This window comes from Campylobacter concisus (assembly GCF_015679985.1).
In the GTDB taxonomy this organism is placed as follows: Bacteria; Campylobacterota; Campylobacteria; order Campylobacterales; family Campylobacteraceae; genus Campylobacter_A; species Campylobacter_A concisus_AC.
The window spans coordinates 1008857-1022766 of record NZ_CP049239.1; the positions used below are offsets into that span (position 1 = coordinate 1008857).

At 38.3% G+C, this 13910-nt stretch carries 12 protein-coding genes; 11 read left to right on the forward strand and 1 reads right to left on the reverse strand.

The annotated features are described in order from the left end of the window. Positions 1–4: 4 nt before the first annotated feature. Positions 5–1918, reverse strand: a complete 1914-nt coding sequence (locus G5B98_RS05125) for a flagellar assembly protein A (RefSeq protein ID WP_196086236.1) — start codon at positions 1916–1918, stop codon at positions 5–7. Positions 1919–2041: 123 nt separating this feature from the next. On the opposite strand from G5B98_RS05125, the gene murJ reads away from it, so the two are divergent. From murJ to G5B98_RS05180, 11 genes are all read left to right on the forward strand, one after another. Next, positions 2042–3442, forward strand: coding sequence for a murein biosynthesis integral membrane protein MurJ (gene murJ, locus G5B98_RS05130; RefSeq protein ID WP_196086237.1), 1401 nt, complete (start codon positions 2042–2044; stop codon positions 3440–3442). Beyond that, on the forward strand, positions 3429–4823 hold the full coding sequence (gene cysS / locus G5B98_RS05135; protein ID WP_196086238.1) for a cysteine--tRNA ligase: 1395 nt from the start codon (positions 3429–3431) through the stop codon (positions 4821–4823). The genes murJ and cysS overlap by 14 nt, the downstream gene beginning before the upstream one ends. Next, the gene (locus tag G5B98_RS05140; protein WP_196086239.1) at positions 4816–6540 is read left to right on the forward strand and encodes an ABC transporter ATP-binding protein; all 1725 of its coding nucleotides are present in this window, start codon (positions 4816–4818) and stop codon (positions 6538–6540) included. The genes cysS and G5B98_RS05140 overlap by 8 nt, the downstream gene beginning before the upstream one ends. 53 nt (positions 6541–6593) lie before the next feature. Further along, complete coding sequence (locus G5B98_RS05145; protein ID WP_196087352.1) at positions 6594–7667, forward strand: quinone-dependent dihydroorotate dehydrogenase; 1074 nt, start codon at positions 6594–6596, stop codon at positions 7665–7667. Between the two features lie 11 nt (positions 7668–7678). Beyond that, positions 7679–8920, forward strand: coding sequence for a M16 family metallopeptidase (locus tag G5B98_RS05150; RefSeq protein WP_196086240.1), 1242 nt, complete (start codon positions 7679–7681; stop codon positions 8918–8920). 26 nt (positions 8921–8946) lie between these two features. Beyond that, positions 8947–9816, forward strand: coding sequence for a 4-hydroxy-tetrahydrodipicolinate synthase (dapA, locus tag G5B98_RS05155; RefSeq protein WP_035167707.1), 870 nt, complete (start codon positions 8947–8949; stop codon positions 9814–9816). After that, positions 9816–10604, forward strand: a complete 789-nt coding sequence (locus G5B98_RS05160; protein ID WP_196086241.1) for an enoyl-ACP reductase — start codon at positions 9816–9818, stop codon at positions 10602–10604. The genes dapA and G5B98_RS05160 overlap by 1 nt, the downstream gene beginning before the upstream one ends. Before the next feature lie 33 nt (positions 10605–10637). Further along, positions 10638–11183, forward strand: coding sequence for a CDP-diacylglycerol--glycerol-3-phosphate 3-phosphatidyltransferase (gene pgsA, locus G5B98_RS05165; protein WP_196086242.1), 546 nt, complete (start codon positions 10638–10640; stop codon positions 11181–11183). A gap of 2 nt (positions 11184–11185) precedes the next feature. Beyond that, positions 11186–12082, forward strand: a complete 897-nt coding sequence (locus tag G5B98_RS05170) for a hypothetical protein (protein WP_196086243.1) — start codon at positions 11186–11188, stop codon at positions 12080–12082. A 69-nt stretch (positions 12083–12151) separates the two neighbouring features. Beyond that, complete coding sequence (rseP, locus tag G5B98_RS05175) at positions 12152–13261, forward strand: RIP metalloprotease RseP (RefSeq protein WP_196086244.1); 1110 nt, start codon at positions 12152–12154, stop codon at positions 13259–13261. Further along, positions 13258–13896, forward strand: a complete 639-nt coding sequence (locus tag G5B98_RS05180) for a YggS family pyridoxal phosphate-dependent enzyme (protein ID WP_196086245.1) — start codon at positions 13258–13260, stop codon at positions 13894–13896. Before rseP ends, G5B98_RS05180 begins: the two co-directional genes overlap by 4 nt. The last annotated feature ends 14 nt before the right edge of the window (positions 13897–13910 follow it).

Genomic DNA, 13910 nt, shown 5'->3' on the forward strand with positions numbered 1-13910 from the left:
ATTCTTAAAAATTTGTATCTGTGTAGTCTTCTAATTTATTTGACTTTTTGATCTTATACTCAGCCTCATCGCCATCGCCAATTTTCTCCAAAGTAATAGCATGAGCGGTTTCATTTTGCTTTGAGATATAAGTGACATTTTGTGGAGGATCAACGATAACAAATCTAATCTCATTTAGTTCAACCCAGTTGCCTCTATTTATCACTTTTGCAGAAAATATTCCATTTTGCATGATCTCAAGCTCATCTTTTAGAGTAGCTAGCAACTCTTTTTTATCTTTAAAAATTTTTAGCAAAGTGTTGTATTCATTGACTAGACCTTGATACTCTTTTAGCTTTTTCATAAAGGTAACTGGCGGTATAACTTTAGCCTTTGAGAGCTCTTCTACCTTTGCTTTTATGGTATAAATCGAGTCTTTATTTTCATTTATAACATTTTTCTTTGTTTCAATATTTTTTAGAAGTGAGGCAAGCTCTGCTTTTGTATATTCGATCTTATTTAATTGCTCTTGCGTAGCCTCAGCACTCTCAGGCATTTTGCTAGTATCGATTATAAATTTATTGTCAGTACCTCTTAAATATCTTACGTCTATTAAGTGTGAAGCTGTGATAGTGCAGTTTGAGCCAAGCGTATTTATTTGGATATTTTGAGCGGTTATAGAGCCACCAACGACGCTATTTATCTTAACTCTTTTTGCTACGACATTTCCGCCTTCTAGCCTATCTATCTCGACATTTTCAGCTTCAACCTTACCGATATGGATAGAAATTTTTGCATTCTTTGCATAAATTTTAGCCTTTTGGTGTGTTTGACCGCCGATTATTACTTCATTTGCTTTAACCATCGCATTTGCACCGACGTTTCCTTTAACCTCGATCTCGTCAGCCTCCACGATGATGCCAGTGCCAATGGCATCTTTTATAGTATCAGTTTCCCTAACCACCAAAGTCACATTTGTATCAGTACCTGCTTGAATAGAGCCAGTTGTTTTGAAATTTGCCTCATTTATCTCTATACGCTCTTCGATGTCAAATGAGCCATTTTTCTCAACTACATATCCTGATTTTTTAGCGATATATATTATGCTATCGTCATTTTCTACTCTCTCTATATTTTCGCTTATGCTTATCTCTTTGCCAGTATCTTCTTTTGGCTTTTCTACCGCTAATAATTTACCTCTCGCATCACGGCCATTTTGCCCTTCGTGAGACTTTTTCTCTTCCATTATCACTTCATCTTGTGCTACACCAAAAACAAAACCTCTATCAGCGTAATCAACCTTATCTTCCTCTTTTATCGCATCAAGTTTATCTTTGTAGTAGTAAAGTATCTTTGCATCGGTAGCTTTTTTTGGATTTATACCTTGTGTTATGTTTAGTATGTAGTCTTTATCAAGTTCGCCCTTTACATGCACAACTGAGGCGATTTGTTTTAGCTCGTCTTTTAGTTTGCCAATCCTTATGCCTATTAAAATTTGAGCTTTCATAAGCTGTTTGGCGATATATTCAAAAAGCTTATCTTCGTAATGCTGTTCGTATTCACAATCTTTTGTGGCTTTTACCTTTGCGACTACTTTTGTAACTGTTGAATTTACACCGATTTCTATCTTTGGAAGCTTTGGCACAGCATTTAGCCTGACATCAAAAAATTCCACGTCATAGACCTGCTCGATCTCCAATGTCTCGTCAAGATAAAATGCATTATCATCAAAAAAGTTTAAATTTTCTTCAGAGACAAAAACTGGCTCTTCATTATCTTTATTTTTATAATAAGTCAAAATATCTAAAATTTTAAAATCTATAAATTCTACCGGTACGCTGTGTTGCTTGCTTAATTCTTTAAGCGATATATAAGGCGTTGAAGTTTGAATTTGCGTTGGCGGTAAAAATCTCTCGTTTTCTTGCACGTTCTCGCTCAAAATTGATCCATTTCACATAAAATTTGGCTCTTATTATCGCCAAAATTTTATTAAATTTGGGTTATGTAAGCTTTAAAGCATCTTTTGTTACTATTGCGTTTTCAAATTTAATTTAGGTGAACGATGTTTATAAAAGGTTTTTTTTCAAACTCAGTTGGCATTATGGTTTCAAGAATTCTTGGACTTATAAGAGACCTTTTAACAGCTTCTATCCTTGGAGCTGGCATATTTAGCGATCTTTTTTTTATCGCTTTTAAAATACCAAATTTATTTCGCCGCATCTTTGGAGAGGGTGCCTTTACACAGGCATTTTTACCAAATTTTACAAACAACAAGAAAAAAGCGATCTTTCAAGCTGAAATTTTTATCAAATTTCTACTTTTTATAGGCGCATTAACGCTTCTTGTAAATTTATTTACGCCCTACTTTATAATGATCATTGCAAGCGGCCTGAGTGAACAAAATATCATGGGTGCAGTGCCACTTGTGCGTATAAATTTCTACTATCTAGCCCTTGTTTATATCGTCACTTTCATGGGTGCACTGCTTCAGTATAAAGGGCATTTTGCCACGACTGCGTTTTCGACCGCACTACTAAATTTAGCCATGATCGCATCGCTACTCTTGGCTCGTGGCAAGAGCGAGAGTGTAGTCGCACTTTATCTTAGTTTTGGCGTCGTTGCAGGCGGGATTTTGCAGGTTTTGGTGCATCTAATTGCTATGAAATTTAACGCCTTAAATAAAATTTTTTGGGGCGGTCTAAGCGGATATTTTAAAGGCAAAAAAGCTAGCAGTAAAGGTTTTTTTGTAAATTTTTATCACGGCTTACTTGGCTCAAGTGCGATGCAAATAAGCGCATTTATGGATACTTGGCTAGCTAGCTTTTTGGTAAGTGGCTCGATAAGCTACCTCTTTTATGCAAATAGAATTTTTCAGCTCCCACTTGCTATCTTTGCGATCGCGCTCTCTCAAGCACTCTTTCCGAAGATCACTAGGCTTTTAAAGCAAAAAGATGAGGCAAATGCTCTAGTTTGGACGAAAAAGAGCTTTTACTTGCTTCTTTGCGCTCTGCTAGCAGCCACGATCACAGGCGTAGTGATGAGTGAGTTTATCATCTGGCTCTTATTTGAGAGAGGAAATTTCGTAAGGGCAAATACCATTGAGTGCGCCAAGGTACTAAGTGCCTATTTGGTGGGGCTTACGCCATTTGGTCTGGCTAAAATTTTCTCGCTTTGGCTCTACGCAAACATGAAGCAAAAAGAGGCAGCCAAAATTTCCATCATCTGCCTTGTGATAAATTTGATCCTAGCTGTCATTTTGATGCAGAAATTTGGAGCAGCTGGTCTTGCATTTGCAAGCTCGCTTGGGGGATTTTTACAGCTTATTTTATACGTTAGAGCCTTTGGTGCTAAGCGATTTTTAGCTATAATCGAGCCTAAATTTATAGCCGCTATCACTATTTTGGCGGTTTTGCTCTATTTTGGTTTAACATTTTTAAAGGATATATTTAATGCGAATTTTTGATACTTCTAAAAGAGAAAAGGTTGAGTTTAGCCCGATAAGAGAAGGTGAAGTTAGCATCTATCTGTGCGGACCAACGGTCTATTACGATGCACATTTAGGACACGCAAAGTCAGCCGTTAGCTTTGATCTTTTAAGAAGGGTCTTAAAAGCGCTTGGTTACAAGGTCAAATTTGCAAGAAACTACACCGACATCGACGATAAAATTTTAAATAAAATGGCGCAGACTGGTCAAAGCCTAGAGGAGATCACAAACAAATATATAGCGCACTACGAGAGCGACATGGGCGCTTTAAACGTGCTTGATCCAGACTTTAAGCCAAAGGCTACGCAGTGCTTGGATGCGATCATTAGCTACATCAAGGTGCTTATGGATAGAGGTGTGGCGTATAAAACGAGTGATGGAATTTACTTTGATACGAGCAAGGATAGTGGATATTTTAGCATTAGCGGAAAGGATAATAACACCGATCTAATCGCGCGCGTGGCAAGTTTTGGAGAGAAAAAAGATGAAAAAGACTTCGTGCTTTGGAAATTTGATGAGAAATGGTACGAGAGCCCATTTGGAAAGGGTCGTCCTGGCTGGCACACCGAGTGCGTGGCGATGATAAGAGAATTTCTAAGTGACAAAGAAAATGATAAATTTGAGATCGACATACATGCTGGTGGTATCGACCTGCTCTTTCCACACCATGAAAATGAAGCAAGTCAGTGCAGATGCGCCTATCATAAAAATTTAAGCAAATACTGGATGCACAACGGCTTTATAAAGGTAAATAACGAAAAGATGAGCAAGAGCCTAAATAACAGCTTTTTTGTAAAAGACGCCCTAAAAAACGTTCATGGCGAAGTGCTTAGATTTTATCTGCTTACGAGCCATTACAGGGCGCATTTTAATTATTCAGATGAAGACTTAGTGGCTTCAAAAAAGAGGCTAGATAAAATTTATCGCCTTAAAAAAAGGGTTGATGGCGTGCAAGCTGGCGCCATAAACGAGAGCTTTAAAAATGAGCTACTTGAGGCACTAAGTGATGATCTAAACTCTTCAAAAGCACTTGCAAGTGTTGATGAGTTTGTAAAAATAGCAAACGAAAGGCTTGATACAAATCCAAAAGATAAAGCCTATAAGGCTGAAGTGGTGGCAAATTTAGAGCTCATAAGTGAAATTTTGGGCATTGCTATCACAAACTATGTGGAGTATTTTCAATTTGGTGTAAGCAACGAGCAAAAGGAGCAAATTAAAAGGCTTCTTGATGAGCGAGCGATAGCTAAAAAAGAGAGAAATTTTGCAAGAGCTGATGAGATAAGAGACGAACTAGAAAACATGAATATCTCTATCATGGATACGCCAAATGGCGCAGTTTGGGAGAAAAACAATGAATAACTTTGGCTTAAAAGATGTGCTAAAACGCTTTGGTCCTTATTTTAAAGACTACATTCCACACTTCATTCTAGCCTTCATCGGCATGGGGCTTGCAAGTGGCGGAACAGCAGTCAGTGCGTATCTAGTAGAGCCAGTACTTAATAAAATTTTCGTTGAAAAAAATGAAACACTGCTTTATTTGTTACCATGTGCGATTATTGCCATTTATGTGTTAAAAAATATAGGTACATTTATGCAGGCTTATTTTACGGCATATATCGGCCAAGATACGATTAGAAGATTTCGTGAAAAGATGGTCGAAAATTTACTAAATTTGGACATGAAATTTTTTAATGATTTTAGAACAGGCGAGCTAATAAGCAGAACCACGAACGACATAGAGCGCATAAGATCTATTGTTTCAAGTTTCATACCTGAGCTTATTAGAGAGCTTGTAACTATCATAGGCCTGCTTTGTGTAGTCATATATCAAAGCCCTAAATTGGCGTTTTTTGCACTTGTGGTCATGCCAGTAGCCATTTATCCGATCTCGCGCCTTGCAAAGAAGATGAAAAAAATTTCGAAGCAGTCGCAAGAAAAGACATCCGATATCACTTCAGCCTTGAGTGAAATTTTTACAAATATCGAGATAATTAAAGCAAATAACGCTCAAAAATACGAGCACTCACGTTTTATTGATGAAAATAATAAATTTTTTAAACTAAATCTTAAAACTGTAAAAATTGAGCAATTAGTAAGTCCACTTATGGAGACGATAGGCTCTATTGGTGTTGCAGCCGTTATTATCGTAGGAGGCAAGGACGTTATCGACGGAAATATAAATATGGGTGCTTTCTTTTCATTTTTAACTGCACTTTTTATGCTCTACACTCCACTAAAACGCATCGTAAATATATACAACAAAATGCAAGACGCGATCGCCGCAAGCGAGAGAACATTTTTCTTGATGGATAAAGTAAGCGATATAAAAGATGGTGAGAAAGAACTAAACGAAGAGATAAGACTTATCAAATTTAACAATGTCTGCCTAAACTACGGTGACAAAGAGGTTTTAAAAGGTATAAATTTAGAGGCTCGTGAGTCAGAATTTATAGCTCTTGTTGGCTCAAGTGGTGGCGGAAAAACCTCGCTCATGAATCTGCTTATTAGATTTTACGACGTAAATAGCGGAGAAATTTTAATAAATGAGACAAATTTAAAAGATATCAAAATCCACTCACTTCGCCAAAATATCGGCCTTGTAACGCAGCGTGTCTATATTTTTAACGATACAATCGCTAAAAACGTGGCTTACGGCAGAGAATTTAACGAAGATGCCGTGATAAATGCACTAAAAATGGCAAATGCTTATGAGTTTGTAAGCAAACTAGATGATGGTATCCACTCTATCTTAAATGAATTTGGCACAAACCTTTCAGGCGGTCAAAGACAACGCATCGCAATAGCAAGAGCACTTTATCAAAACCCACAAATTCTTATCTTTGACGAAGCTACTTCAGCGCTTGATAACGAGAGTGAAAAAGAGATCACAAAGGCTATAAACAACCTAAGAAACGAAAAGATCATCTTTGTCATCGCTCACCGTCTAAGCACGGTTGAGAGTGCTGATAAGATCGCGGTTTTAAGTGGTGGAAAGGTCGTTGATATCGGAAGTGATGAAGAGCTTAGCAAGAGAAATGAAATTTATGCAAAACTTAAAGGCAAAGCCTTAGTTTAAGGCGATTTTTGCTAAGATTTGCACAAATTTTTAGGCATTTTAAAGAGGTTAAAATGAGCTTAAACTACGATACTTTAAAATCTATATTTTTTAAATTTGATCCTGAAACTGCCCATAAAATAGCAGAACTTGCAATGATCGGAGCAAATAAAATTTTTCCAGGATCATTAAGCTTTGTAGCAAATAAGTGCGTGGTCGATGACAATGCGCTAAAACAAAATTTATTCTCAAGCACTTATCACAACCCAGTTGGTATAGCTGGGGGCTTTGATAAAAACGCCACAATGTTTGAAGCGCTCACAGCTCTTGGATTTGGGTATTTAGAATTTGGTACATTTACTCCAAAACCTCAACCTGGCAACGACAAACCAAGACTTTTTAGGCTCGTAGACGAAGAGAGCATCCAAAATGCGATGGGCTTTAACAACGACGGCTGTGAGACTATTAAAAATAGAGTCAAAAAACTTTATCCTTATACTTTGCCAATCTGGGCAAACATCGGTAAAAACAAGGTTACACCAAACGAAGACGCAATAAAAGACTATGAAATTTTAGTAAAGGAATTTAGTGAAATTTGCGACACATTTGTCATAAACGTCTCATCGCCAAATACACCAAATTTAAGAGCTTTGCAAGATGAGAGCTTCATAAAAGAGCTTTTTAGTGTCATTTTACCACTTACTAAAAAGCCAATCATCTTTAAAATCGCTCCTGATATGAGCCACGAAGATGCGATCAAGCTTTGTAGCTGCGCGGTAGAAAACGGCGCTAGTGGCGTGCTTGTCTCAAATACAAGCATTGATTACTCGCTCTCTCACTCGTCAAATTTAAAGGATTTTGGCGGACTAAGCGGCAAGGTTATCGCTCAAAAGTCAAAAGATATCTTTAAAGCCGTGGCAGACGAGCTTTACGGCAAGACGACGCTTATCGCATGTGGTGGCATAGATAGCGGTGCAGAGGCATATGAGCGCATAAAAATGGGAGCAAATTTAGTGCAAATTTTTACAAGCTTTGTCTTTAAAGGGCCAATGATCGCAAGAGATATAAATTTAGAAATTTTAGAACTTTTAAAAAGAGATGGCTTTGCCTCTATTAGCGAAGCGGTCGGCATAGATGTTAAAAAATAAAAGGCAAAAGATTGATAAAATTCAATAAAACAAAACTAGAAAACGGACTTGAAATTTATCACGTACCAGTAAATCCTGGCTCAAAAGTGATAAGTGTCGATGTGTTTTACAAAGTTGGATCAAGAAACGAAGTGATGGGCAAAAGTGGCATCGCTCACATGCTCGAGCATCTAAATTTCAAATCAACCAAAAATTTACGAGCTGGGGAGTTTGATGAGATCGTAAAAGGCTTTGGCGGCGTAAATAACGCAAGTACAGGCTTTGACTATACCCACTACTTTATAAAAGCTTCAAATGAAAATTTAGACAAAACGTTTGGGCTTTTTGCCGAACTTATGAAAAATTTATGCCTAAAAGACAAAGAATTTCAGCCAGAGCGAGACGTGGTGCATGAAGAGCGCAGGTGGCGAACAGACAACAACCCTATGGGTTATCTATACTTTAGACTCTATAACCACGCATTTATCTATCATCCATATCACTGGACACCGATAGGCTTTATAAAAGATATCGAAAACTGGAATATCTCCGACATAAAAGAATTTCACGCTACGTATTATCAGCCCAAAAATGCCATTTTGATGATAAGTGGCGACATCGGCAAGGATGAGGCATTTAAGCTAGCTAAGAAAAATTTTAGTGGCATAAAAAATAAAAGAGCCATCCCAAAAACTCACTGTAAGGAACCTGAGCAAGATGGGGCTAGAAGAGCCATTATCTACAAAGATAGCCAAACACAAATGCTAGCGATCGCTTACAAAATCCCAAATTTTAAACACTCCGATCAAGTAGGTCTAAATGCGATCAGTGAATATCTAGCCACTGGCAAAAGCTCTATTTTACAGCAACGTCTAATCGATGAGCTAATGCTCGTAAATCAAATTTATGCTTATAATATGAGCTGCGTTGATGAAAATTTATTTATATTTTTAGCAGTTTGCAACCTAGATGTCGAAGTAAACGTGGTTGAGGCTGAAATTTTAAAGATCATAGATGATTTAAAAAATAAACCAATCGACAAAGATGATGTTTTAAGAGTTAAAAATTTGATAAAAACTGATTTTATTTACTCATTTGAGAGTGCAAGCAAGGTTGCAAATTTATATGGCTCGTACCTTGCTAGAGGTGACATAAAGCCACTTTACGAGCTTGAAAAAAATATCGATAAGATAGATGCCAAGCTTTTAAAAGAGATAGCAAATAGATATTTTAATGAAAAAACCAGCACAACAATAATATTAAAAAAGGAATAAACGTGGAAAATTCGCTTCAAGGTGCGATGACCGCACTCATTACGCCATTTAAAAATCAAAAAGTAGATGAAGTTAGTTTTGAAAAACTAATAAAAAGACAGATAAAACACGGCATAGATGTCGTTGTACCAGTTGGAACCACTGGCGAGAGTGCAACACTGACGCATGATGAGCATAGAATTTGTATCGAAATAGCCGTAGATGCATGTAAAGGCACAAATGTAAAAGTACTAGCTGGTGCTGGTAGTAACGCAACTCACGAGGCTATTGGTATCGCTAAATTTGCTCAAGCCCATGGCGCTGATGGTATCCTTTCAGTTGCGCCTTATTACAACAAACCAACGCAGGAAGGACTTTATGAGCATTACAAAGCCATAGCAAATAGCATTGAAATCCCTGTGCTTCTTTATAATGTCCCAGGAAGAGTTGGCGTGGATATCTTGCCAGCGACTGTTTTTAGGCTTTTTAAAGAGTGTAAAAATATCTACGGCATCAAGGAGGCTACAGGTAGTATAGATAGATGCGTAGATCTGCTAGCTCACGAGCCGAATTTAGTAGTCATTAGCGGAGAAGATGCGATCAACTACCCTATCATATCAAATGGCGGCAAAGGCGTTATCTCGGTTACTGCAAACCTCTTGCCAGATCAAATTTCACAGCTTACACACCTTGCGATGAACGAAGAGTACAAAAAAGCGAAACTAATAAACGATAATCTATACACGATCAATAAAACGCTCTTTTGCGAAAGCAATCCGATACCGATCAAAGCAGCGATGTATCTAGCTGGACTCATCGACTCTTTAGAGTATCGCTTACCACTTTGCAAACCAAGTAAAGAAAATTTTAAAAAGATAGAAGAAGTAATAAAAAATTACGAAATAAAGGGTTTTTAATGAATGACACACTAAACGAATTTAAAGGTAAAACACTAGTTATCAGCGGTGGCACTAGAGGCATTGGTAGAGCCATAGTTGAAGAATTTGCAAAAGCTGGCGTAAACATAGCATTTACCTACAACTCAAACGAAGAGCTTGCAAAAGAGCAAGCAAAAGAGCTTGAGGCTACTTATAAGATAAAAGCAGGAGCATATGCACTAAATATCCTCGAGCCAGAGACTTATAAAGAGCTATTTTCAAAGATAGACGAGGACTTTGATAGGATTGATTTTTTCATCTCAAATGCTATCATCTCAGGTCGCGCAGTAGCTGGTGGATACACTAAATTTATGAAGCTAAAACCAAGAGGCATAAACAATATCTTTACAGCAACCGTAAATGCCTTTGTTGTAGGCACTCAAGAAGCTGCAAAACGCATGGAAAAAGTGGGTGGTGGTAGTATCATTAGCCTATCATCAACTGGAAATTTAGTCTATATCGAAAACTACGCAGGTCACGGCACAGCAAAAGCAGCCGTTGAAGCCATGGCAAGATACGCTGCTACAGAGCTTGGTGAGAAAAACATCCGCGTAAACGTCGTAAGTGGTGGTCCTATCGAGACAGACGCGCTAAGAGCCTTTACCAACTACGAAGAAGTACGCGATATGACAGCAAAGCTTAGCCCGCTAAACCGCATGGGACAGCCGACTGACCTAGCCGGAGCATGTCTATTTTTGTGTTCATCTAAGGCTAGCTGGGTGACAGGACATACATTTATAATAGATGGCGGCACAACTTTTAAATAAGAAAATTGAAATTTTAAGCATAAAGGCATATTTGTGAGTTTAAATTTACCAAACGCATTGGCATTTTTTAGGATACTACTGGCTCCGCTTATGTTTTTTATGCTCGTAAATGCGCCAGGAATTTTTACGCAAATTCACATAAGCTGGATAAATTACTTTGCAGCTCTTATTTTTGTGATCGCCTCGGTGACTGACTTTTTTGACGGCTACATCGCAAGAAGCTGGGATCAAAAGACCAAGCTTGGCGCTATCCTTGACCCGCTAGCTGATAAGATGCTAATTCTTGCTGCATTTTTAGGTCTCATGATGCTTGGCAGAGCGAGTACTTGGGCTGTTTATCTCATCTTGGTGAGGGAATTTTTTATAACTGGCTTTCGTGTCGTTATGGCAAGTGACGGCGTAGAGGTCGCAGCTTCGATGGCTGGCAAAGTAAAAACCGTCTCGCAGATGTTTGCGGTTGGATTTTTACTAATGAGCTGGCCTGGTGGCGAGCTTTTGCTATGGATAGCTGTTGCGCTTACACTTTATTCTGGATTTGAGTATATTTTTGCCTATGTAAAGGCGATGAAAAAGAGTTAAATTTGAGCTACGAATTAAAAGAGATTATTTTAGAACGCACTGCAAATTTAGAGCCAGCTCTGCAAAAACAAGCTAAAAAGCTAAATCAAAAAATCATCAACACAAATTTTTATCACGATGCTAAAAATTTAGAAAAGATTGGCGCTGTGATCAGTCCTGAGCTAAATGAATTTTTATTAAGCTGCGCTTTAGAATACGACAAAACTCATGCAGATAAATTTGATACGTTTGATAACGACGTAGAGACTTTGCGTGGCGTTTGGAGTGCGATGAGCTTTTCAAAAAGCCCAGAAATTTTAGACTATCTAAACATACAAGCTGCTCGCTCGGTATCACACCGCTCGTTTGCTCATAGATATATCTTTGAAATTTTACGCTTGCAAGAGAAAGCTGGCCGCACACATCCGCTACTTGCCAAGCTTTATGACTATTATAATGGCTTGCAAGCAAAACTACCCATATATGAGCTTTTGCGCCGTATAGGCGTGAGCCCTGCTGATCCTTATGATTTTGACATCTCGCTAAATGCTGTAAATTTTGGCTACTGGTTTAGCAACCAAGGACTAAGTGATGATGAGCTAGCCGGTAAATTTCACTTAGAAATTCGCTTTTTTGCCCCTTTTATAAATGACCATACATTTGAGATAGAGCTTAGAAACGACGCTGTGCCAAGGGCTAGAATAAATTTTAACGATGACGGCATGAGCTTTTTGCAAGAGTTACCAAGTAATGCTTTGCTCCGCCCTGATATTTTAAATCTAAAGCCATTTATCGCCCAAATGAAGTCCTATTTTCATATAAATTTTGACGTAGACAACAAAGACATGACCAATATAAGCGCAAGCAAAGGTCTAAATAAAGGTAAAGTCACATCTTGGCTAAAAGAAATTTTTAGCTAAATGCCGTTTGAGAGTAAATTTATAAATTTTGGCTAAAATCTCATCAATTTTTTCAAAAAAAGGTAAGCTTTGAAAGGCATTTTCTTCACACTAGTCCTGCTTGGCCTTGGGCTTTATGCGTATTCGTTTTATTTTTTAGTGACCATTTTAGCCATTAGTTTTCTCATATTTTTTCACGAGCTTGGCCACTTTTTGGCAGCAAGAACGCTTGGCGTAAAGGTAAATACCTTTAGTATTGGCTTTGGCGAGAAAATTTACACCAAAAACGTTGGCGGCACCGACTACTGCCTAAGCGCGATCCCACTTGGCGGATACGTGCAGCTAAAAGGGCAAGACGACACCGACCCAAAGGCAAAAAACTACGACGCTGACAGCTACAACGTGCTAAGTCCGATAAAGCGAATTTACATCCTCTTTGCTGGGCCATTTTTCAACTTTATCTTGGCGTTTTTCATATACATTTTGCTTGGATCTATCGGAGTTGAAAGACTTGCGCCAAGTATAGGCCACATAGCTGAAGGCTCGGCAGCTGCAAGTGCTGGGCTAGCTAAAAATGATAAAATTTTAGCAATAAATGGCGTAAAGATAAACGAGTGGGATGAGATCAGTAAAAATGTAAAGCTTGAGCCAAGCACCATTTTGATAGATCGTAACGGCTCACAAATGACTATAAATTTAACGCCAAAGATAGGCGAGACGATAAATATATTTAATGAAAAGGTACAGCGCCCATTGATCGGGATCTCTCCAAATGGCGAAGTGATAAAAATTTACCACACTGGTCTTGCAGGCATAAATTTTGCCTTTAGTGAGACGATCGAAGCATCAAAACTAATCTTTAAAAGCTTTACCAAACTAGTAAGCGGAGCTGTGCCGCTAAAAGAGGTCGGGGGCATCGTGCAGATCGCCGATGTCACATCAAAGGCCGCTAAGATCAGCCTTAGTGTGCTTTTAACCATCGTAGCGTTAATCTCTGTAAATTTAGGTGTTTTAAATTTATTTCCTATCCCAGCGCTTGATGGCGGGCACATCTTATTTAACATTTATGAACTAACTTTTAGACGCGAAATAAATGAGCGAGTGCTTGTTGCTCTTACCTACTGTGGCTGGGCGCTACTGCTTGGCATCATGGTGCTCGCGACATTTAATGACATTATGAGATTAAGTGGAGGTTTATGATGATAGTTTTAAAAGAACTACTTGAAAAGATCGAAAATTTAAGCAAAGACGTGACGCTCATCGCTGTTAGCAAAAATGTGACATGCACTGAAGTAAGAGAGCTTTATGCGCAAGGGCAAAGAAATTTTGGCGAAAATAGAGTCCAAGAGCTAGCCAAAAAAGAGCTAGAACTGCAAAATTTTGCTGATATAAAATGGCATATGATCGGCCGATTGCAAAATAACAAAATAAATCAAATGATAAGTCTAAAGCCCACACTTTGGCAAAGCTGCGATAGCTTTGAAAGAGCCGTAGAGGTCGATAAAAGACTCAGCTACAAGCTCGATACATTGCTTCAAATAAACTCGGCTGATGAAGATACAAAGCAAGGCGTAAGCGTAGCAAATGCGGCAGAAATTTATGAGCGTATCCAAAGCGAGTGCAAAAATATCAATCTAAAAGGCGTGATGAGTATCGGAGCGCATGTGGATGAGCCAAAAGAGATCCAAAAGAGCTTTGAGCTAACTTATGAAATTTTTGATAGCCTAAAGCCAAAAGGTGCAACTATCTGCTCGATGGGCATGAGTAGTGATTACGAGCTAGCTATAAAATGTGGCTCAAATATGATTCGCCTTGGCACTATGCTTTATCTATAAATTTATTGCTTTTG

Bases quoted from the DNA above. Each gene is read 5' to 3' on its own strand.
- murJ (WP_196086237.1), top strand. From the start codon at position 2,042: ATGTTTATAAAAGGTTTTTTTTCAAACTCAGTTGGCATTATGGTTTCA.
- cysS (WP_196086238.1), top strand. From the start codon at position 3,429: ATGCGAATTTTTGATACTTCTAAAAGAGAAAAGGTTGAGTTTAGCCCG.
- G5B98_RS05140 (WP_196086239.1), top strand. From the start codon at position 4,816: ATGAATAACTTTGGCTTAAAAGATGTGCTAAAACGCTTTGGTCCTTAT.
- G5B98_RS05145 (WP_196087352.1), top strand. From the start codon at position 6,594: ATGAGCTTAAACTACGATACTTTAAAATCTATATTTTTTAAATTTGAT.
- dapA (WP_035167707.1), top strand. From the start codon at position 8,947: ATGACCGCACTCATTACGCCATTTAAAAATCAAAAAGTAGATGAAGTT.
- G5B98_RS05160 (WP_196086241.1), top strand. From the start codon at position 9,816: ATGAATGACACACTAAACGAATTTAAAGGTAAAACACTAGTTATCAGC.
- G5B98_RS05180 (WP_196086245.1), top strand. From the start codon at position 13,258: ATGATGATAGTTTTAAAAGAACTACTTGAAAAGATCGAAAATTTAAGC.